Below are 20,788 nucleotides of genomic sequence, written 5' to 3'. Positions count from 1 at the left end.
GACTCGGGCTCGGGCTCGGGCTCGGGCTCGGGCTCGGACCGATGACGTCATCCACTCTTTCTGCGCGCGCCGTGGGGGTGGGGGTCGGTAGCGTGCGGGGGGTGAGTGGAATCAGCGACCTCCTCGACCGCCTGCCCTTCGACACCCACGCCCTGCGCAAGGTGCCGGGACTCTCCGGCTCCTGCCTCCTCGAACTCGACCTCGCCCGCGGCATCGGCGAGACGGCGCCGACCTCGCCCCTGGAGGCCCTCCGCGAGCGCCACACCCCGACCCTCCACGCCGTCGTCGAAGGACTCCGGGAGGCGGCCGGCGACGCGAAGATCCTCGGGCTCATCGTCCACGCGCACGCCCCGACCCTCACCCCCGCCCACGCCGAGGAGGTGCGGGCCGCCGTCGAGGGCTTCGCTGACTCCGGCAAGCCCGTCGTGGCCTGGGCCGAGACCTACGGCGAGATGACCAACGGGGCCTGGGGCTACCTCGTCGCAACCGCCGCCGACGAGGTCTGGCTGCAGCCTAGCGGATACCTCCAGGTCACGGGGGCCGTCGCAGAGTCGCTCCACCTTCGCGGCGCCCTGGACAAGCTCGACGTCGAGCCGCAGTTCGACCGACGCCACGAGTACAAGAGCGCCGCCGAGCTGTACACCCAGACCCACCCCTCCGAGGCCAACCTCGAGATGCTCGACGCGCTCACCGAGTCCGCCCTCGAGACCTCGCTCGCCGGAATCGCGCGCGGCCGCGGCCTCGAGGTCGACGACGTGCGCACCGTGCTCGACGAGGGTGCGCTGACCCCTCAGCGCGCCCTCGACCTCCGCCTCGTCGACCGCGTCGGGTACCGCGACGAGGCCTACACCGCGCTGCGGGAGAAGGTCGGCGCCGAGGACGATGTCGAGCTGCGGTACGTCGAGCGATACGACTCCGGGTTCTCCGCCGTCGAGGCCGTGCGCGGACGCGGCCGCAAGGTCGTCGCCGTCGTCCAGGCGAACGGTGTCATCCACCTCGGGCGGGCGGGCAACTCCCCGTTCGAAGGCCGCTCGATCGGGTCGGACTCGCTCGGGGCGGCGCTGCGACACGTCGCCCAGGACGAGAAGATCGGCGCCGTCGTCCTCCGGGTCGACTCCCCCGGCGGTTCGGCCGTCGCCTCCGACGCGATCCGCCGCGAGATCCTGCAGTTGAAGAAGGAGAAGCCGGTCGTCGCGTCGATGGGTTCGGTCGCCGCCTCGGGCGGCTACTACATCTCGATGCCGAGCACCGAGATCGTCGCCGATGCCACGACCCTCACCGGCTCGATCGGCGTGCTCGCCGGCAAATTCGTCACCCAGGCCGGCTTCGAGCGGATCGGCATCAACCGTGCTCTCGTCGAGAAGGGTCGGTACGCGGGGATGCTCTCGGGCCAGCGCCCGTTCACCGAGGACGAGTGGGCCCTGCTGTCGCGGATGCTCGACGAGATCTACGCCGACTTCACGACCAAGGCGGCGAAGGACCGCGGCCTGCCCCTCGACGAGCTGGAGCCACGGGCACGCGGACGGGTGTGGACCGGCGCCCAGGCCGCCGACCTCGGCCTCGTCGACCACGTCGGCGGGCTGCGCACCGCGATCGACCGCGCCTGCGCCCTGGCCGATCTCGACCCGGAGACCACGACGACCCGCATCAGCCCCAAACTCGGCATCTTCGACCGGTTCATGCCCTCGGACAACTCCGACGCGCCCACGACCATGAGCCTTCGCCCAGACCGCCTCACCGCCGACCTGGCCGGTGGAGCCGTCCGGGCGGCCCTGGGTGAAGGCATCCCCTTCCTCGACGACGCCCTCACCGCCCTCGGGCTGCGCGGCACCGGCGTCCTCACCATGACCCCCATCCGCTGGGCCGACGGAGTGGGCCGATGACGGGCGATCACACCGGCGACCCGGCACACGACGGCGACCACCGGTCCGGTCCACCGGTGCGGGTCGACCGCAACGGACACATCGAGACGTGGACCCTCGACCGCCCGGACATCCGCAACGCGATCAGCGACGACGACATGGTCGAGGCGATCGTGGACGCCGCTGCCCGGGTCACACGCGACGACGACGTGCGCGTCGTCGTCCTCACCGGGGCCGGATCGGCGTTCTCGGCCGGCGGCAACATCACCGCGATGGCGGAGAAGTCCGGCATGTTCGGCGGGTCACCGGCAGAGCTGCGTGAGGGATATCGCCGCGGCATCCAACGGATTCCGCGGGCGCTGTACGACGTCGACGTGCCGATCGTCGCGGCCGTCAACGGCCCGGCCGTCGGGGCGGGCTGCGACCTGTCCCTCATGTGTGACCTGCGCATCGCCTCGACGCGTGCTTTCTTCGCCGAGAGCTTCGTCAAGCTCGGCATCATCCCCGGCGACGGAGGGGCGTGGTTCCTGCCCCGCGTCGTCGGCGCGGCGCGGGCCGCCGAAATGGCGCTCACCGGTGACCGCGTCGACGCCGCCACCGCCCTGGAGTGGGGGCTCGTCTCACGGGTGGTCGAGCCCGACGACCTCCTCCCCGCGGCCCATGACCTCGCCCGCCGGATCGCCGTCAACCCTCCGCGAGCCGTCCGTATGACCAAGCGCCTCCTGCGGGAGTCGGGCCACTCCAGCCTGTCGACCCTCCTCGAGCTCTCCGCCGCGATGCAGCCCCTGGGGCATCACACGCAGGACCACGCCGAGGCCCTCGCCGCGATGCGGGAGAAGCGCCGGGGCGAGTTCACCGGCGACTGACCGCGGGTCGCCCGCCTCGGTGATCGGCGGCCCTCCAGGACGCCGCCGATCCTGCCGTGACGGTGGGGAGTCCCGAGATGCTCCGGCAAGGAGACCTTCGCGCCGTCCTGCGCCCAGGCGAAGTGGCAATATCAGCGGAGTCGACGCACCCCCACACCACAGGACAAGGCGCTGACCTGCGGCAACACCACTGACGCGCGCCGTGGCCACCCCTCGACGCCGCCGCCATTGCCACATCGACGCGCACACGCACCCCGCACGCCACCCCGCCGACGACGCCGCGCCCCCGCGCTCCCGCTCGGACGATGCGGCAATCTCAGCGGAGTCGACGTCATCCCACGCCCGGCGGCGAGGCGTCGACCTGCGGAAAAGCTACCGCCCCGCCCCGGCGGGCCCCTCGACGCCGCCGACCTTGCCACATCAGACCTCGAGGGGGGCCGACGTGCTCGTGGGAACGCGGTCTCAGGTGGTCGCGCGCAGGACGGGGATGGTGGCCTCGTCGGGGCGGGCGGCGCGTTGGGCCACGGCCGCGAGTGCAGGACGCAGGTCGAGCCACCACTGCTTCTTGGGCCGACGGTTGACGAGGTCGAGCTGTTCGTCCATGTGGGCGACGGGCGCGAAGGTGACGCGGCCGTCGACGAGACCGACCGAGCGGGCCTCGCAGTCGCCGTCGGTGAGCTGGTCGGCCAGACCGTCGATGGCGTGGGTGACGAGGCGGGTGGCGAGGATGCGGTCGAACGGGCTGGGGTTCCCGCCCTGCTGGACGTGCCCGATGATCGTCTGCCTCACGTCGAAGAGCGCATGCCCCTCCTCCTCGAAGAGGCGGGCGAGGAAGTCGGTGGTGTAGAGCTCGTTCGCCTGCTCGCCTCGAATCGTGAGGTAGAGCCGCTTGCCAGCGCGGAACGACGCCGTCATCCCGGCGACGTCGTGGGAGAGGTCGGCGAGGGTGATGCCTTCCTCGGGGAGGTAGACCCTTTCGGCGCCGGACGCGAGGCCCGACATGAGCGCGAGGTAGCCGCACCGGCGCCCCATCGTCTCGGCGACGAAGCACCGGCGGGCCGCACTCGCCGACATCTTGATCGCGTCGAGGGCGGTGACCGCGCTGTTGAGCGCGGTGTCGGCGCCGATGGCGAGCTCGGAACTCGGCAGGTTGTTGTCGATGCTCGCGGGCACGAGCATGATCGGCAGGTCGAACGCGGGGAATCGGCCGCGTTCGGCGTCCATGAGGCGCACGGCCCGGTAGGCGTTGTACCCGCCGATGACGAGCAGCGCGTCGAGCTCGAGCTTCTCGATCGAGCGGCCGAGGGCGTAGAGCTGGTCCTCGGTGGGGATGCGTCGGCGGGTGCCGAGTTCGGCGCCGCCCTCGGCGGCCCAGCCCTCGACGTCACCCCACGACAGGTCGCGCACGGTGCCCTCGAGCAGGCCGGGGAACCCGCCATCGACGCCGACGATGTTCATCCCGCGGGTCAGCCCGAGCCGTTCGGCGGCACGGGCGGCGGTGTTCATGCCCGGTGCGAGTCCACCGGCGTGGACGACGGCGACGCGTGGCATCCGTTCGAAGGACTCCGCCTGCGAGGGCGGCCGTGACATCCGCTCGAAGACGCTGTACATGTCGCCGAAGCTCGCGCCACGGGCGGCGACGGCGGCCTCGTAGTTGCCCTCGTCGACGAACGTCGCGACCTCGCGGGTGCGCTGCACGGCCTCGACGAGGGGAAGCTGCGCGATGCGGTTGTGCCGGACGCCGAGGATGTGCGGGGTGCTCTCGGGCGTCGCGGCGAGGACCTCCTGCACGGCGGCGTACCCGAGGAGCGTGCTCATCCAGCGGTCGTACGCGCTCGGCGCCCCACCGCGTTGGACGTGCCCGAGGATCGTCACGCGGGTGTCCTCGCCGAGCTTCTCCGCGAGGACGTCCTTGACCTGCGTCGCGGTGATGGGGTTGCCGTGACGATCGCGCGCCCCCTCGGCGACGAGGACGATGCTGTCGCGACGACCCGCGGCGCGGCCGGCGCGGAGGAGGTCGCACATGTCGTCCTCCCACCCGTCGGCGGGCGGGATCTCGGGCACGAGGACGTAGTCGCAGCCGCCGGCGATCGCGGCCATGAGCGGGAGGTAACCGCAGTGCCGGCCCATGACCTCGACGACGAAGCTGCGCTGATGGCTCGCGGCCGTGCTCGCGAGGGTGTCGATGGCGTCGACGATGCGGTGCAGCGCGGAGTCGGCGCCGATCGTCATGTCGCTGCCGACGAGGTCGTTGTCGATCGACCCGACGAGCCCCGCGATCATGATGGCCCGGTGCGCCTGCGCCTGCTCGGTTGTGATCTCGCCGGTCTCGGCGAGTTCCGCCACGAGCCCCGGCCAGTCGCGGCGGAACGCGTCGGCGCCGGTGAGGCTGCCGTCGCCGCCGATGACGACGAGCCGGTCGATGCCGTGCTCGAGCAGGTGGCGCGCGGCGCGGAGCTGCCCGGCGCGCTCGCGGAAGTCCTTGCTCCGGGCCGTCCCGATGACCGTGCCGCCGCGGTGGAGGATGCTGCCGACGTCGTCCCACCCGATCGGGGTGATGCCGTCGCCACCGTCGACGGCGCCCTGCCAGCCCTCGTGGATCGCGTACACCTCCGCGCCGAGGTGAACGGCGGTGCGGACCACCGCGCGCACCGCGGCGTTCATGCCCTGCGCGTCGCCGCCACTGGTGAGGACCCCGATCCGCGTGCTCATGTGTGCTCTCCCTCGTCGTTGCGGTCGCGGTCACCAGCCCGGGCATGCCGAACTCCGACGTCGTCCGCGTGCCCCCACCGCCCAGGTCGGTTCGTCGAGAACTCGTGCGCGATCGGCCGGCGTCGGAACCGCTCCGGCCGGCCGTTCCCTGCCGGTCGGGCGTCGTCGGTGTGGGCACGGCCGGTGCCGTGGCCGCCTCCCATCATGCCGGGTGTCGGCTCAGCCCGTGACGGGACACAGTCCCCGGTTTCCCCTGCCGCGGCCGGCGGACGGCGTCCGGGGGGCGGACGCGGGACGCACGTCGCCCGAGGCCCGGGTGGGACTCATCGGACGCCACAGGTCGCGGCCGACGAACACGGCCCGGAGGACGTCGGGTCGGTCGGTGATGACGGCGTCGACGCCGAGGTCGAGCAGGTGGTGCATCGTGTCGGAGTCGTCGATCGTCCACGTGACGACCCGGATGCCCAGGTCATGCGCCATCTCGACGACCCGCTCGACATGAATCCGCAATCGCCCCAGTCGCACCGGCACGTGGGCGAAGGGCGCGGTGGCGACGTGGCGCGGGGGGCGGATGCCCGCACGGGCGCACGCGATGAGCGTCGTGAGCGAGCGCCAGCCGAGGGTCGTCGCGACCCCCGGCACCTCGCGTCGGACGTCGACGAGCCACGAGTCCCAGGCTCCCGCGATGCACAACCGATCCGCCACTCCGGGTCGTCCGAGCGCCGCGATGAGGGGCGCGATCGCGCGTTCGTCCTTGAGGTCGACGGAGAAGTAGGCCTCCGGGAAGGCCTCGAGCGCCTCCTCCAGCGTCGGAATCCTCTCGCGTCCGGCGACCCGGACGTGGCGGAGCTCCTCGAGGGTGCGTGCGGAGATCGGCCCGCGCGCGTCGGTGACGCGGTCGAGCGTCGCATCGTGGAAGCACACGAGATGCCCGTCGGCGGTCAGTCGCAGGTCGCTCTCGAGGTAACGGAACCCGAGATCCGTCGTGAGGGCGAACGCCGCGAGGGTGTTCTCGGGTGCGAGGCCGCCACCGCCACGGTGGGCGAGCGCGATCGGTCCGGATGCGTCGGCGTACGCCATGTCTCCACTGTCACCGGGCCGAAACGTGGTGTCGCACCGACTCGTGTGCATCGCCCCGCTGTTCACCGACCTTTCACGGGTGGGGAACCGCGCGCTCATGCGACTGCCGTCACCACGCCACTCGACGCGCTGGGCCGCCCCCAGGTCTCGCCGCGTGCATCCCGACTCGCTAAGGTCGTCTTGACATGCACCAGGGCATACGCCCGCACAGGAGGTTCCCGATGTCCCACGCCACACCCCCCACCCCGGACCCGGCGGCGCCGCGGGCCTCCGACCCCACGATCGGGCGGCTGGTCGCGGACGCGATCGACAACGTCCGGTCGATCGTTCGCAACGAGATCGCCCTCGCGCAGGCCGAGATCAAGGTCGACGTCGCCAAGCTCGCCAAGGCGGGGGTGATGCTGGCCGTGGCGGGCGTCGTCGCGCTGTACGGGCTCGTGTTCCTGCTGCACACGATCGCCCTCGGCATCCACGCCCTCGGGCTGTCGCTGTGGCTGTCCTACCTCATCGTCACGCTCGTGCTGTTCATCGTCGCCGGGATCGCCGCGATGCTCGGCATCAAGGGCCTGAAGAAGGTCGACCCCAAGCCGGAGCGCACGATCGACAGCACCAAGCAGTCGATCGAGGCCCTCAAGCGCAGCACCTCCGGTGAGGCCACGGAGCGCGCCCGCCTCGCCGACCAGACGACGCACGGCACCGCGGCGTTGACCAGCCCCCCGCCGCGGCCGGTCCCGGCCAGCCCCACGCGCAGCACCCCCGGCGCCGGTTCGACCGAGGCCGACGCCCGCTGACCCGCCCCGCCCGACTCACGGGTCCGTCCACGCGTCGGAATCCCGGCTCACGACAGACGCCCCACCGGTTCGCCGGTGGGGCGTCTGTCGTGGGTGGCGGGATTCGCCAGGCAGTCGTGAGGTCTCGACAGCGGGGTGGGCGCGAGGGCGACGGAATCGAGGAGATGTGGATCGACGAGCGGTCGGTGGAGGCGACCGACTCGACGACCTGGTGCGGGGGGTGACGGGGATCGCCCGACGGGGCGAGCTCAGCGGCCGGCCGCGCAGCCTCCGACGGGGACCTCGGTCCCTGCGGCGGCGGACTCGATGACCGGGGTGATCTCGTCCGGTCGAAGCACGTAGGCGGTGTCGGGCGAGTCCTCCGCGCGGGCGAACACGAGCCCGGCGACCTTGCCATCGGTCGTGAGCAACGGCCCGCCGGAGTTGCCGGGGTGGATCCGCGCCCTGACGCCGTAAATGTGCCGGACGACGGTGTCTTCCCCGTAGATGTCGCGGCCGCGGGCGGTGATGTGGGCTCCCACCCGCGCGGCGTCGAGCCGGAAGGGCCCGCCGAGGGGGAATCCGACGATGGCGCCGTTCGTGCCCACGGGGACGGCGTTCGGCGTGATCGGCAGCGGCGAGAGGGCGGCCGTGTCGGCGGCGAGGACGGCGACGTCGCGCCCCGGGTCGAACGCGACGACCCGCGCCGTCGAGCTGAGGAAGTCCCGGGTGACCGTGACGTGGTCGGAGCCGGTGACGACGTGCGCGTTCGTGACGACGAGCCCCGGGGCGACGACGAACCCGCTGCCCTCCTGCACCCCGCCGCACTGCGGGGCGCTCGCGTCGATCCGCACGACCGAGAGGCCCGCCCACTGGACGTCGGGATCGTTCGCGATGCTCGGGTCGCCGTCCCCCTCCGGCAACGTCGGCGCGGCGCCCTCGAACACACGGGGGAACTCGTACCGGACGAGGAGCGCCGTGACCTCGTCCAACGCGCGCTCCCGAGGGACCGGGGACAGGTCGTCGACCGCTCGCAGCACCCTGGAGGAGTCGAGGACGCGGGCGACGTCGCCGGGGAACGCGACCCGCATGAGGCCGGCTCCGAGCCACAGGGTCGCGGCGGCGATGACGGCGGTGGCGATCGCCCCGCCGACCCGGTCGATGGGGCCGAGCACCGGCCGACCGCGAACGAACAGCCGCGTCACCGCCCCGCAGAGCGCCTGACCGATGAGGGCACAGACGAGGACGAGCGTGAGCAGGATGACCGTGAGCGCCGTGCCCGGCAGTTGCTCGGACCACGGCTCGACGAGGCCCGGCGCGAACCGCAACCCGAGCGCGCCGCCGCCGGCGAAGCCGATGACGCTGCCGAGGACGTGAAGGAGACCTCGCGTGTACCCGACGCCGGCGTAGAGCACGAGCCCGACGACGAGCAGCGCGTCTAGCACCCAACTGGCGGTGGTGGCGTCGGTCATCGGGGCTCCTTCGTGGGCGGACGTCCGCCGCTCACGCGCGGGGGGAGGAGACGGGTGACTCCGTCGTCCCAGGGTCTCGCAAGACCGCCGAGGACGAGAAGTCGGTCGAGCACGTGGGCGGTGAACCCCCAGACGAACGCCTCCTCGACCTCGAATCCCGGACCGCGCCGACCATCGGGGTGGGTGACGGTGAAGCGGTGGCGCGGGTCGGCGAGGACCGACAGCGGAACGGTGAGGATGCGGTCGACCTCCGCAGGCGACGTGATCGCCAGGGGCCGTGGCGTCGGCCACCACGCGAGCACCGGAGTGACGGAGGAGTCCGAGGCCGGGACGAACACCGGCGGGAAGGTGCCCAGCACGTCGAGGTCGTCGCGCCCCGTGGGGTCGAGCCCCACCTCCTCCGTCGCCTCCCGGATGGCCGCGTGAACGGGACCATCGTCCTCGGGGTCGATCGCCCCACCCGGGAAGGCCACCTGACCGGCGTGGGAGCGCAGGGCGGAGGTCCGCTCGGTGAGGACGACGGTCTCGGCGCCGGGCTCGTGCGTCGCGGATCGGCCCGTGTCCGACGCGCCCTCGTCGGATCCCCGTGTCTCGGGCCCCTCGCCGCCCGGGCCGACGAGGACGAGCACCGCGCTGTGGCGACGGCCCGTGCCACGCGGACGGCCCCGCATGAAGAAGTCCTCCGGGGCGCGCGCGGCCTCGTGCGCGGCGCGCTCGAGCCACTCCGGGCGGGCCGTCACGACCCGACCATCGTGGCGGGTGGGGGAACGGTTCCGGGTGGGGGGACGTCGGTGAGCAGCTTCCACGCCGCCGCGGGTTCGGTGGGCCCGAGCCCCGCAGACGGACACCAACGGGCCACCGGGCAGGCCCCACAGGCAGGGCGCCGGGAGTGGCACGTGCGCCGACCGTGGAAGATCAGCACGTGGGAGAGCGCCGTCCACTCCGCGCGCGGGATGAGCGCCCCCACGGCGTGTTCGACCCGGACCGGGTCCTCCTCGGACGTCCACCCCATCCGCCGGCTGACGCGACCGAAGTGCGTGTCGACGGTGATCCCGGGCACCCCGAAGGCGTCGCCGAGCACGACGTTCGCGGTCTTGCGCCCGACGCCCGGCAGCTCCACGAGCCTCGCCAGGGACGCGGGCACCTCGCCGTCGAACCGCTCGACGAGGGCTGCGGACAGGCCGAGCAGCGACGTCGCCTTGGCGCGGAAGAACCCGGTCGGCCGGATGAGCGCCTCGAGTTCCTCCCGGTCCGCGGCGGCGAGGGCGTGGGCGTCGGGATAACGCGCGAAGACCGCGGGTGTGACCTTGTTCACACCGACGTCGGTCGACTGCGCCGAGAGCACCGTCGCGACGAGCAGCTCGAACGGGTTGCGGTGGTCCAGTTCGCAGTGGGCGTCGGGGTAGCGCTGGGCGAGCGTGCGGTACATCCGTCGCGCTCGGCGGGTGAGCGCCAACGGCGTCTCCCCGCGCCCCCCGGTCTCCGATCCCCCCGCGTCGACGGCGGAACGTCCTCGCCCGGCGGAACGGCCTCGATCGGCGGCGCCGGTCTCCGCGGTGGCCTGCGCGGGTGTGGCGGTCGCCGAGTCGGTGTCCGCGGACTCGCTCGGGGAGGGTGTCGCGGCCGCGCCGCTGCCGATGCTCACCGGGCAAGAGTAGGCGGGGAGACAAGGCGGGTCGTGCCCGAGTGTGCTCTGGCACACTAGACCCGTGGATAACGATGTCGTACGCACAGCTCCTCTCTTCGCCGCCCTCGATGATGCGGACGTGTCGGCGCTGCAGGCCTCCATGTCGACCACCAGGCTCGGCCGCGGCGAGGTGCTTTTCCGAGAGGGTGAGCAGGGCGATCGGCTCTACGTGATCCAGGACGGCAAGGTGAAGCTCGGCCGATCCAGCACCGACGGCCGGGAGAACCTCGTGGCGATCCTCGGCCCGGGCGAGATGTTCGGTGAGCTGTCGGTCTTCGACCCCGGCCCTCGCAACGCCACCGCCACGGCGGTCGCCGAGACACACCTCATCGGCCTCGGCAACGACGGCCTGCAGCAGTTCCTCTCCGAGCGGCCCGCGGTCGCGCAGAGCCTGCTCGCGGCCCTCGCCAAGCGCCTGCGCCGCACCAACGACTCCCTCGCCGACCTCGTCTTCACCGACGTCCCGGGCCGGGTCGCCAAGGCCCTCCTCGACCTCTCGGAGCGGTTCGGCAAGCAGACCGACGACGGCGTCCTCGTCGCCCACGACCTCACCCAGGAGGAGCTCGCCCAGCTCGTCGGCGCCTCCCGCGAGACCGTCAACAAGGCCCTCGCCGACTTCGCCACCCGCGGGTGGCTGCGCCTCGAGGCGCGCGCCGTCGTCCTCATGGACGTCGAGCGCCTCCGCCGCCGCAGCCGCTGACCTCCCGGCCCACGAGCCGGACGAGACCTGACCCCGCCCGCCGACGCCTCCCCGACCGGATGACATCATCGGATCAGGGGTGCGGGGTGGCGCGGGGGTGAGCCGGGCTCCGCGCCACACCCCGGCAGGTGCCCGCGCGCCTCTCGGCACGCGCGAGGAGCGCGCCCCGCGCGGCCATCGGTGCGGCCCTCGACACGGCCGTCGTCGACGCCGGGTCTCACTCCCCGCGCAGGTGGTGCAGCTGCGCCTCGACGCTCTTCGCGGCGGCGGGCCACAGCTCGCGCGGCACCTCGGCGTAGACGACCTCGAGGACCGACTGGACGTCGGTGGCGCCGCCCGCCACGGCCGCACGCACCTGGTCGAGGCGTTCGCGGCGGTGGTCGAGGTAGAAGTGGACGGAGGCATGCGCGTCGGGAAGTCCCGCGCCGTGGCCGGGCAGGAACCGGCGCACCCGCCCGCTGCCGGTGAGGCCGGCGAGCCGGTCGAGGGAGGCGAGGTACTCGTCGAGGCGGCCGTCGGGCCAGGCGACCATCGTCGTGCCCCATCCGAGGACGGTGTCGCCGGTGAGGAGCGCCTCGTCGGGGCCGATGAGGAAGCACAGCGAGTCGGCCGTGTGGCCGGGGGTCGCGAGGACCCCGATCTCGAGGCCGTCGACCTCGACGACGTCGCCGTCGGCGAGATCCTCGGCGCCTGGTCCCTGTGCCCGCACGGGGGCCCGGACGCCCTCGGCGAACGCGCCCGCGCCCTCGGAGTGGTCGGGGTGGCGGTGGGTGAGCAGGACGGCTTCGACACGGCGTCCGTCGACGACCTCGGTGACCGCCCGGAGGTGGCCCTCGTCCGGGGGGCCGGGGTCGACGACGACGCACGAGGTGCCACCGCGCGGGCCGATGACCCACGTGTTCGTGCCCTCGAGCGTCATCGGAGACGGGTTGGGGGCGAGGACGGCGACGGCGTGGGTCGATCCCTCCCCTCCCCGCCACGTGCCGGGCTCCACCGGCGAGGGCGGCGGGGTGGCGCTCATGCGCGTTCTCCCGACACGGGCAGGTCCATCCGAAGACGCAGCTCTCCGGACTCCGTGCGTTCCAACACCGGCATGACGCGCAGCATCGGGGGCGCGGACTCGAGGAACTCCTCCGCGCCCGTCGCGGCGGCGATCTGCTCCAGGCACACGACGGTGGGTGGCATCATCGACGCCCGCCCGTGAGCGACCTCGGCGAGCAGGGCGCGAGGGCGGAACCAGTCCGCGGTGTCCGCCTCGCTCGTGCGGTCGTCGGGGGTCTGCCCCTCCGGGAGGCGCGCGGCGAAGAACCGTGTGTCGTAGCGGCGGGGCTCGAAGACCGGGGTGACCCAGTGCGCCCACGGCCGCAGCAGGTCGGTGCGCAGGACGAACCCGCGGCGGATGAGCATCTCGGCGAAGGACTGCTCCCGGGAGAGCAGCCGGTCGCGTTCGGCCTCCCACTCCTCACCGGAGACGTCGCCGACGAGGGTCTGCTCGTCGGGCCCGGCGAGCAGGACGCCGCACTCCTCGAACACCTCACGAGCCGCGGCGACGACGAGTTCGCGGGCCTCCGCCTCGTCGGCGGCGAGCCACTGCGCCCACTGCTGCGGGGCGGGCCCGGCCCACGGCAGGTCGTCGTCGGCGTCCCGCTCGTCCACGCCCCCGCCGGGGAAGACCATGCGGTTGGGCGCGAACTCCATCGAGGCCCGCCGTCGCAGCATGAACACCTCGACGGCGTCGTGCTCGGTGCCGTCCTCGTCCGGGCGGGCGTCGTCGGTCTCCTCGTCGCCGTCGGCGTCGCGGTCCACGTCACGGACGACCATCACCGTCGAGGCGGCCCGCGGCCGGGCGCCCTCCTCGACGGGCACCGGTCCCGGGACCCACCCGCCGTCCGGCGCCAGCGAATCCGCACCCGGCCGAGCGATCGTCGCGCCGAGGTCGGGCGGCACCTCGGCGTATCGGGTCTCCACCTGCACGTCCTGCCGTGCGTCCACGTCGCGTCCTTCCTGGCCCAGAGGGCGCATCCGAGATTCAGTCGTCCTCGTCGAGGGCGACGACGATCTCGACCTCGACAGGCGCGTCCAACGGCAGCGAGGCGACACCGACGGCGCTGCGGGCGTGCACGCCCTTGTCACCGAAGGCGCGTCCGAGCAGGTCGCTCGCGCCGTTGACGACGGCGGGCTGGCCGGTGAACGCGGGATCGCTCGCGACGAATCCCACGACCTTGACGACCTGGGCGACCCGGTCGAGATCACCGACGACGCTCTTCACCGCCGCGATGGCGTTGAGGGCACAGATCTGGGCGAGGTCCGCGGCCCGCTCGGGCGTGACGAGGCCCGGTCCCTCGCCGACCTTGCCGGTGACGGGGAGCTTGCCGTCCTGCATCGGCAACTGACCCGAGGTGTAGATGCGACGCCCGTCGCGCTGGGCGGGGACGTACGACGCCACCGGGGGCACGACGTCGGGGACGGTGAGGTTCAGCTCGGCAAGACGGTCTTCGACGGTGCTCACGGACGTGCTCCTTCTTCGGTGTTTCCTCGGACGACCCCTCCCGGTCGAGATGCCCCGGTCGAGATGCCCCGGTCGAGGGTGCACGGACGACATGCGGGGCGAGAGGGACGCGGAAAGGGCGGGTACGGGGGTGCGGGACCGGCCGAGCGCGGGACGGGCCGGTCCCCGTGCCGCGCGGGCGGGTTCAGGCTCAGGACTGGACGGGGCGCTTGAGGTAGGCGACGAGATTGCCCTCGGGCATGACGAGGACCTGCACGAGTTCCCACCCGTCGGCGCCCCAGTTGTCGAGGATCGCCTTGGTGGTGTGGACGATGAGCGGAACGGTGACGTACTCCCACGTGGTCATGGCCGAAACGATAGGCGCTCGCACCGACAGCGACCCGGTCGACCGCGGGATCGACGTGCCCGGATCGTCTCGTGAGAGACGTGAGGGCCCACACGCAGATCCGGGCTGCGGGCGATCGGAGCGCTCCCTAAGGTGAGGGCATGGCCGCCGCCCCGCCCCCGATCCCCCCCGGGCCCACCCGCGCCCCCGACGCCTCGAGCGAGGTGACCCTCCCGGACTGGCCCGGGGTCAGGTTGCACGTCGTCAGCGGCAAGGGTGGCACGGGCAAGACGACGGTCGCCGCAGCCCTCGCGCTCACGCTCGCGAGCCTCGGGCGCCGCGTCCTCCTCGTCGAGGTCGAGGGACGTCAGGGCATCAGCCAGGTGCTCGACGTGCCGCCGCTGTCGATCGAGGACCGGCTGCTCATGAAGGTCTCCGGCGGCGGTGAGGTGTGGGGCCTGGCCATCGAGGTCAAGGCCGCCCTGCTCGAATACCTCGACATCTTCTACAAGCTCGGCCGCGCCGGGTCGATCCTCGAGAAGACCGGGGCCATCGACTTCGCCACGACGATCGCCCCCGGCGTGCGTGACGTCCTCGTCGTCGGCAAGGTCTACGAGTCCGTGCGGCGCCGCCGCGGCGGCGGCACGCAGGCGGGGCCGCCGTTCGCCTACGACGCCGTCGTCCTCGACGCCCCGCCGACGGGGCGCATCGGTCACGTGCTCAACGTCAACGACGAGGTCGCCGAACTCGCCAAGGTCGGACCCATCCGCGGACAGGCCGACTCGATCACCCGGATGCTCCGCTCGGGCACCGCGGTCGTGCACCTCACGACCCTGCTGGAGGACATGCCGGTGCAGGAGACCGTCGACGCGGTCGCCCAACTCGCCTCGATCCACGTGCCGGTCGGCGCGGTCATCGTCAACCAGGCACGGGACGACGTGCTCTCCCCCGAGACCCTCGCCGCGCTCGGCCAGGGCGACGGGGAGCTCGCCGCCGTCGGCACCGCGTTCGAGAGCGTCGGCCTGCCGGGCGGGGACGACGTCGTCGCCGCGCTCGCCGCCGAGGCCCGCGACCACGCCGAACGCATCGCCCTCGAGGACGAGCTCCTCACGGTCCTCGCCGACCTCGACCGGCCGCTCTACGTCCTCCCCCGGATCGCCGGCGGCGCGGATCCGGGCGGCGTGCGCATCCTCGCCCAACAGCTCGCGGAACAGGCGGTGTGGCAGTGACCTCGACAACCCACGGCGGGCCTGGCGCCGGCGGCTCGGCCGTGGCAGGCGCCGCCCGCTCCCGACTCCACGGCGACGCCGCCCAGGGCACCCGTTCCCGACGCGGGGAGGCGACCTCGCCCGCGTTCGACGTCGACCGCGTGCTGCGCGACCCCGGCGTCCACATCGTCGTGTGCTGCGGCTCCGGAGGCGTGGGCAAGACCACCACCGCCGCCGCCCTCGCCGTGCGAGCGGCCGAGCAGGGACGACGCGTCGCGGTGCTCACCATCGACCCGGCACGGCGCCTCGCGCAGTCCCTCGGCCTCACCGAACTCGACGACTCCCCCCGCCTCGTCACCGGTCTCGACACCGCCGCCGGCGGCAGCCTCGAGGCGATGATGCTCGACATGAAGCGCACGTTCGACGAGGTCGTCCAGGCGCACGCCACCCCCGAGAAGGCCGCCCAGATCCTCGCCAACCCCTTCTACGAGGCGCTCTCCAGTTCGTTCGCCGGCACGCAGGAGTACATGGCGATGGAGAAGCTCGGGCAGCTGCGGGAGCGGCGCGGCCCCGACGGGGGTTCGCGGTGGGACCTCGTCGTCGTCGACACCCCGCCGTCGCGGTCGGCGCTCGACTTCCTCGACGCGCCCTCGCGGCTGGGGTCGTTCCTCGACGGCCGTTTCATCCGCCTGCTCGTCGCGCCCGCCAAGGCGGGAGGGCGGGCCTACACCAAGGTGATGGGCGCGGGAATCAGCCTGGCCTCGGGCGTGCTCTCGAAGATCCTCGGCGCCTCGATGCTCGAGGACGTCCGCGGACTCGTCGCCGCGCTGGACACGATGTTCGGCGGATTCCGCGAGCGCGCGGACCATACGTACTCGTTGCTGCGGCAACCGGAGACGGCGTTCGTCGTCGTCGCCGCCCCCGAGCGTGACGCCCTGCGCGAGGCGGGGTACTTCATCGACCGCCTCGACGCCGACGGCATGCCTCTCGCGGGAGTGGTCGTCAACCGCATGGCCCGGTCCCGCACCGACAGGATCACCGCCGACGCGGCCTCTCGAGGCGCCGAAGCGCTGCGGGCCCAGGTCGGGACGTCGGCCGGGGGAACCTCGACGCCGGCATCCGACGCAGCGGCCCCGACCGCGAGGGCGGCGACGACCACGACGGCCGCGGTGATCGCGACGGACCTGCTCGAGGTCCACGCACTCGCCGCGGGCGAGGCGCGTCGGCACGAGACGCTCACGCGGGAGTTCGCGGCGCGGCACACCGGGATCCCCCTCGTGCGGGTGCCCGTCGCGGCGACGGACGTCCACGACCTGGAGGGGTTGCGGACGATCGGCGCCGCGCTCGCGGGCACTCCCCGCGTCTGATCCCTGCGCGGGGGTCGAAACCCCGGGCAGGACGGAGGCCGCCCGGTGGCGTCGAATGCCGGGGCGGTCTCGGGAGTGATCGGGCGGTCGGACGATCAGTCGACGCGTTCCTCGGCGCGGGCGCGCTGGAACAGGTCACGCCAGGAGGTGACGGCGGGGTGGCGACGCAGGATCGCACGGCGCTCGCGTTCGGTCATGCCTCCCCACACGCCGAACTCGGCGCGATGGTCGAGGGCGTCGGCGAGGCACTCGGCCACGACCGGACACCGGAGGCAGATGCGCTTGGCCTGTTGTTGGGCCGCTCCCTGCACGAAGAGCTCGTCGGGTTGAGAGGTACGGCAGGCGGCCAGGGGGGTCCAGTCCTCCACCCAGTCAGACTGACGACGCCGCATCGGCGTTGATGTCATCGTCATTGTTCGTCCTTGCGTCGGCGACCGGTGAGATTTGCCTCGTCCCGTTCGACACCCCGGCCGCGGACCGCGAGGGGCGACGTCGGCGGCGCACCTCCCTGCGACGAGGGTCGATGTCTCCCACGGTAGGAATGCGGCCTCGGCGACGCGATCCCCCGGGAGGATGGTTCCCCCTGGTCCGAATAGACTAGTCCGCGGTCCTGACCCGTGTCGTCGGTGCCTGTCGGTGTCGAATGCTTGTCAGGAACGGCGTCTAGGCTGGTCGGCATGAAACGACGTCAGGGTGATGCGGCATCGGTCGCCGGACTGCTCACGGCCTTCGTGGCGGCCTCGACCGTGCTGGGTCTGCTGGCCGCAGGGATCTTCATGCCGATCGCCGGGATCGCGGGCATGTCGACGAAGTCGGTGGTCACCGCCTTCGACGCGTTGCCCGCGCAGTTCACCGCCTCACCCCTGGCGCAGCAGTCACGCATCCTCGCGGCCGACGGATCGGTCATGGCGACGTTGTACAAGGAGAACCGCCTCGTCGTCCCCCTGTCGCAGATCGGCGACGACATGCGGATGGCGCAGGTCGCGATCGAGGACCGGCGCTTCTACGAACACGGCGGCATCGACGGCAAGGGCATCCTGCGCTCGATCGCCACGGCCGCGCGCGGCGGTGACAAGCAGGGCGCGTCCACGCTCACGCAGCAGTACGTGCGGCAGCTCCTCATCACCACGGCCCGGCAGAACGGCAACGAGAAGGCGGCCGAGGCCGCGCAGGTGCGATCCGGCATCGCCGGGTACGTCCGCAAGATCCAGGAGATGAAGTACGCCATCTCGATGGAGCAGCGCCGTTCCAAGGACCAGATCCTCGAGGGCTACCTCAACATCGTCTACTACGGCGCCGGCGCGTACGGGGTCGAGGCGGCCGCGCACCGCTACTACGACACGACGGCGGCGGATCTCACCCTTCCCCAGTCCGCGATGATCGCGGGCCTCGCGCAGAACCCGGGCACCGCCGACCCCATCAACAACCCCAAGCGGGCCATCGAGCGCCGCAACGTCGTCCTCAGCGCCATGAACGAGCAGGGCCTCATCAGCACGGCCCGCATGCGCCGGGCCCAGAACGCCCCTCTCGGACTGGACGTGCAGCCGCTCAAGCCCTCCTGCCCTTCGGCCACCGACCCCTACGTCTGCTACTACGTCGTCAACTGGCTTCTCGACCAGCCGGCGCTGGGCAAGACACCGGAGGAACGCGAGAAGCGCCTGTTCTACGGCGGGCTCAACATCCGCACCACGTTCGACCCCGCACTCACCACGTACACCCGCAAGGTCCTCGCCGACCGGGTCTCCCCCACCAACGCCGCCCGCCGTGGCGCGGCCGCGGCCGTCGTCGAGCCCGGCACCGGGCGCGTGCTGGCCATCGGGCAGAACACCACCTGGGATCTCGTCGGCGGCCCGGGCAAGACCAGCGTCAACTGGGCCGTCGACCAGAAGTACGGCGCCTCCGGCGGGTTCCAGATCGGCTCCACCGCCAAGATGTTCGCGGTCGTCACCGCCCTCGAACAGGGCATGACGGCGAACAGCTCCTTCTACGCGCCCCCGGACGGCACGCACATCCCCGGCCGAAAGTTCGACGGCGAGAAGTGCGGGGTCATCGACCGCTACTTCGCCCCGTACAACGCCGAGGGCGAGGAACACGGCATGACCACGCTGCGCGAGGCCACGGTCAAGTCGATCAACACGGCCTTCGCCCAGCTGGCCACCAAGGTCGGTGTCTGCAACGAGCGCGAGACCATGAAGAAGATGGGCCTGCACCGCTCCGACGGCAAGGACTACGGCGTCGGTGGCATCGCCGCCACGGTCCTCGGCGCCGACAACGCCTCACCGCTCACCCTCGCGGCCTCGTACGCCACCCTCGCCTCGGGCGGGATGTACTGCGAGCCCCGCCCCGTCGAGAGCGTCATCGCCTTCGACAGCACCGAGCTGCCCATCGGCGAGAACAAGTGCCGCCGGGCGGTCGACCCCAAGATCGCCTACGACACCACCAAGATCCTCACCGGCGTCCTCGCCGAGGGCGGCACGGGCAGCAAGGCCGCGTTCGGGCGACCCGCCGCGGGCAAGACGGGCACGGCCGACAACAGCACCGAGACGTGGTTCGCCGGCTACACCCCCCAGCTCGCGGCCGCCGTCTGGTACGGCACGCCCTACACGCAGCGTTCGGTGCACGCCTACGGCGGCACGGTGGCGGCGCCGCTGTGGCGCCGGATCATGACGAAGGCGAGTGACGGCATGGACACCGAGCGGTTCCGCCTCATCGAGAACGACACCCCGCAGGAGGCCAAGGACAACGGCGAGACGGTGAGCGTCCCCGATGTCGTGGGTCGCAGCCAGGAGTCGGCCACCCAGATCCTCCAGGACGCGGGGTTCTCGGTGAAGGTCGACGACAACCGTGAGCAGTCGAGCGCCGTGGCGCCCGGCGCCGTGGTCAAGACCTCCCCCGAGGGCGCGACGCGGGCCGACGCCGGAGCCACCGTCACGCTCACGCTCTCGCGCGGCGGTCGACCCGAGTAGTGGTGCGTCGCCACCACTGAGCGTCCATGCATGCGATCGGCCCACCACGTTCGGGCGGGCCGGTCGCGGCGTCTGGAAGACTGTCCGCGATGCACACGTTGACCAAGACCGCCGCCGCCAGCGTTCTCGCGGGCGTGGGAGCCGTCGCGTACGGGTCCCTCGTCGAGCGGCAGGCCTACGCACTTCGCCGCTTCGTCCTCCCGGTGCTGCCCTCGGGGGCGCGCCCCATCGACGTCCTGCACCTCTCCGACGTCCATCTGCTCCCCGACCAGCGGCGTAAGCGCGCGTGGATCGCGGCCCTCGCCGAGCTGGAACCCGACGCCGTCATCAACACCGGCGACAACATCGCCCACCCCGAGTCGATCGCGCCGCTCATGGAGGCGTTCGCGCCGTTGCGGGGCCTGCCCGGCGCATTCGTCCTCGGCTCGAACGACTACTTCGCCCCCGGGCGCAAGAACCCCGTCGACTACCTCGTCCGCAAACGGACCAAGCCGCGGACCCCCCGGCTGCCCACCGACGTCCTCGTCCACGAGCTGCGCGGATCGGGCTGGGTCGACCTCACGAACGCCCGGGGACGGATGACGGTGAAAGGCCTCGACATCGAGCTCCTCGGCGTCGACGATCCGCACCTGCGCTACGACCGCTACGCGGAGGTCGCCGGGCCCGCGGATCCGGCCGCCGACCTCACGATGGGCGTGGTGCACGCGCCCTACACCCGGGTCCTCGATGCGATGACGGCCGACGGGGCGGATCTCGTCCTCGCCGGCCACACGCACGGCGGCCAGCTCGCGGTGCCCTTCTACGGGGCCCTCGTGACGAACTGCGACCTCGACCGGCACCGGGTCAAGGGCGTGTCGCGGTGGTGGCCCGGCGCCGACGGGATCGACTCGGCCCAGGCTCCCGGCGACGCGGCCTACCTGCACGTCTCGGCCGGTCTGGGGACGTCGCCCTACGCGCCGATCCGGTTCTCCTGCCGCCCCGAGGCGAGCCTGCTCACGCTCGTCCCCCGCCCCTGAGGCGGGCGCGCCATCGAGGACCGGCCCCGGTCACCCGCCGACCTCGACGCCGCGAACCCGATTCGGTGTTCCGAGCCGCCGTCCGCTAAGGTGAGGCGGTCGCCCTCACGGGGGCTCCGGGGTGTGGCGCAGCTTGGTAGCGCGCTTCGTTCGGGACGAAGAGGCCGCAGGTTCAAATCCTGTCACCCCGACCCTGACGAACGGCTCCTGACCTGATCGGTCGGGAGCCGTTTTGCATCCCCCCGGGT

Annotated in this window: 18 protein-coding genes and 1 tRNA gene; 9 read left to right on the top strand and 10 right to left on the bottom strand. The window is 72.5% G+C overall.

What is annotated here, in order from left to right; all coding sequences use genetic code 11:
* The first annotated feature begins 101 nt into the window (after positions 1-101).
* Entirely contained in the window at positions 102-1,883 is a 1,782-nt protein-coding gene (gene sppA / locus RT054_RS01940; RefSeq protein ID WP_313021881.1) for a signal peptide peptidase SppA, read from the top strand.
* Entirely contained in the window at positions 1,880-2,728 is an 849-nt protein-coding gene (locus RT054_RS01935; RefSeq protein WP_313021879.1) for a crotonase/enoyl-CoA hydratase family protein, read from the top strand. The genes sppA and RT054_RS01935 overlap by 4 nt, the downstream gene beginning before the upstream one ends.
* 462 nt (positions 2,729-3,190) lie before the next feature.
* Here the strand turns inward: RT054_RS01935 and RT054_RS01930 are convergent, their stop codons facing one another.
* Both RT054_RS01930 and RT054_RS01925 read right to left on the bottom strand, forming a co-directional pair.
* Positions 3,191-5,440 carry a 6-phosphofructokinase gene (locus tag RT054_RS01930; protein ID WP_313021878.1) on the bottom strand — a complete coding sequence of 750 codons (2,250 nt, stop codon included), beginning with the start codon at positions 5,438-5,440 and terminating at the stop codon, positions 3,191-3,193.
* A 219-nt stretch (positions 5,441-5,659) separates the two neighbouring features.
* The gene (locus RT054_RS01925) at positions 5,660-6,520 is read right to left on the bottom strand and encodes a glycerophosphodiester phosphodiesterase family protein (RefSeq protein WP_313021877.1); all 861 of its coding nucleotides are present in this window, start codon (positions 6,518-6,520) and stop codon (positions 5,660-5,662) included.
* 221 nt (positions 6,521-6,741) lie between these two features.
* On the opposite strand from RT054_RS01925, the gene RT054_RS01920 reads away from it, so the two are divergent.
* Positions 6,742-7,311 carry a phage holin family protein gene (locus RT054_RS01920; RefSeq protein ID WP_313021876.1) on the top strand — a complete coding sequence of 190 codons (570 nt, stop codon included), beginning with the start codon at positions 6,742-6,744 and terminating at the stop codon, positions 7,309-7,311.
* A 248-nt stretch (positions 7,312-7,559) separates the two neighbouring features.
* Here RT054_RS01920 and RT054_RS01915 read toward each other — a convergent pair whose 3' ends face one another.
* From RT054_RS01915 to nth, 3 genes are read right to left on the bottom strand one after another with little or no spacing between them, the layout of a single operon-like run.
* A complete protein-coding gene (locus RT054_RS01915; RefSeq protein WP_313021875.1) occupies positions 7,560-8,762 on the bottom strand; it encodes a MarP family serine protease in 1,203 nt (400 codons plus the stop codon).
* Positions 8,759-9,502: a CoA pyrophosphatase gene (locus tag RT054_RS01910; protein ID WP_313021874.1), complete on the bottom strand. Its 744-nt coding sequence runs from the start codon at positions 9,500-9,502 to the stop codon at positions 8,759-8,761. The genes RT054_RS01915 and RT054_RS01910 overlap by 4 nt, the downstream gene beginning before the upstream one ends.
* On the bottom strand, positions 9,499-10,191 hold the full coding sequence (gene nth / locus RT054_RS01905) for an endonuclease III (protein ID WP_313022121.1): 693 nt from the start codon (positions 10,189-10,191) through the stop codon (positions 9,499-9,501). Before nth ends, RT054_RS01910 begins: the two co-directional genes overlap by 4 nt.
* A gap of 280 nt (positions 10,192-10,471) precedes the next feature.
* On the opposite strand from nth, the gene RT054_RS01900 reads away from it, so the two are divergent.
* Positions 10,472-11,149 carry a Crp/Fnr family transcriptional regulator gene (locus tag RT054_RS01900; RefSeq protein WP_312720132.1) on the top strand — a complete coding sequence of 226 codons (678 nt, stop codon included), beginning with the start codon at positions 10,472-10,474 and terminating at the stop codon, positions 11,147-11,149.
* A 217-nt stretch (positions 11,150-11,366) separates the two neighbouring features.
* On the opposite strand, the gene RT054_RS01895 is transcribed toward RT054_RS01900, so the two are convergent.
* From RT054_RS01895 to RT054_RS01880, 4 genes are all read right to left on the bottom strand, one after another.
* Positions 11,367-12,170, bottom strand: a complete 804-nt coding sequence (locus RT054_RS01895) for an MBL fold metallo-hydrolase (protein ID WP_313021873.1) — start codon at positions 12,168-12,170, stop codon at positions 11,367-11,369.
* The gene (locus tag RT054_RS01890; RefSeq protein WP_313021872.1) at positions 12,167-13,141 is read right to left on the bottom strand and encodes an NUDIX hydrolase; all 975 of its coding nucleotides are present in this window, start codon (positions 13,139-13,141) and stop codon (positions 12,167-12,169) included. Before RT054_RS01890 ends, RT054_RS01895 begins: the two co-directional genes overlap by 4 nt.
* A gap of 37 nt (positions 13,142-13,178) precedes the next feature.
* Positions 13,179-13,658: a RidA family protein gene (locus RT054_RS01885; RefSeq protein ID WP_312720136.1), complete on the bottom strand. Its 480-nt coding sequence runs from the start codon at positions 13,656-13,658 to the stop codon at positions 13,179-13,181.
* A 190-nt stretch (positions 13,659-13,848) separates the two neighbouring features.
* A complete protein-coding gene (locus RT054_RS01880) occupies positions 13,849-14,004 on the bottom strand; it encodes a DUF4177 domain-containing protein (protein ID WP_313021870.1) in 156 nt (51 codons plus the stop codon).
* A gap of 140 nt (positions 14,005-14,144) precedes the next feature.
* Between RT054_RS01880 and RT054_RS01875 the strand changes: the two genes are divergently transcribed.
* A complete protein-coding gene (locus RT054_RS01875) occupies positions 14,145-15,212 on the top strand; it encodes an ArsA-related P-loop ATPase (RefSeq protein WP_313021869.1) in 1,068 nt (355 codons plus the stop codon).
* A gap of 140 nt (positions 15,213-15,352) precedes the next feature.
* Positions 15,353-16,558 carry an ArsA-related P-loop ATPase gene (locus RT054_RS01870; RefSeq protein ID WP_312720175.1) on the top strand — a complete coding sequence of 402 codons (1,206 nt, stop codon included), beginning with the start codon at positions 15,353-15,355 and terminating at the stop codon, positions 16,556-16,558.
* 95 nt (positions 16,559-16,653) lie between these two features.
* Here RT054_RS01870 and RT054_RS01865 read toward each other — a convergent pair whose 3' ends face one another.
* Positions 16,654-16,950, bottom strand: a complete 297-nt coding sequence (locus RT054_RS01865) for a WhiB family transcriptional regulator (RefSeq protein ID WP_396837187.1) — start codon at positions 16,948-16,950, stop codon at positions 16,654-16,656.
* 285 nt (positions 16,951-17,235) lie between these two features.
* Between RT054_RS01865 and RT054_RS01860 the strand changes: the two genes are divergently transcribed.
* From RT054_RS01860 to RT054_RS01850, 3 genes are all read left to right on the top strand, one after another.
* The gene (locus RT054_RS01860; RefSeq protein ID WP_313021868.1) at positions 17,236-19,524 is read left to right on the top strand and encodes a transglycosylase domain-containing protein; all 2,289 of its coding nucleotides are present in this window, start codon (positions 17,236-17,238) and stop codon (positions 19,522-19,524) included.
* Between the two features lie 89 nt (positions 19,525-19,613).
* On the top strand, positions 19,614-20,540 hold the full coding sequence (locus RT054_RS01855; RefSeq protein ID WP_313021866.1) for a metallophosphoesterase: 927 nt from the start codon (positions 19,614-19,616) through the stop codon (positions 20,538-20,540).
* Between the two features lie 117 nt (positions 20,541-20,657).
* Positions 20,658-20,731 (top strand) — tRNA-Pro (locus RT054_RS01850).
* Positions 20,732-20,788: the final 57 nt, after the last annotated feature.

Source organism: Mobilicoccus sp., assembly GCF_032060985.1.
Taxonomy (GTDB): Bacteria; Actinomycetota; Actinomycetes; order Actinomycetales; family Dermatophilaceae; genus Mobilicoccus.
This window is presented reverse-complemented; position numbering and strand designations above follow the sequence as displayed.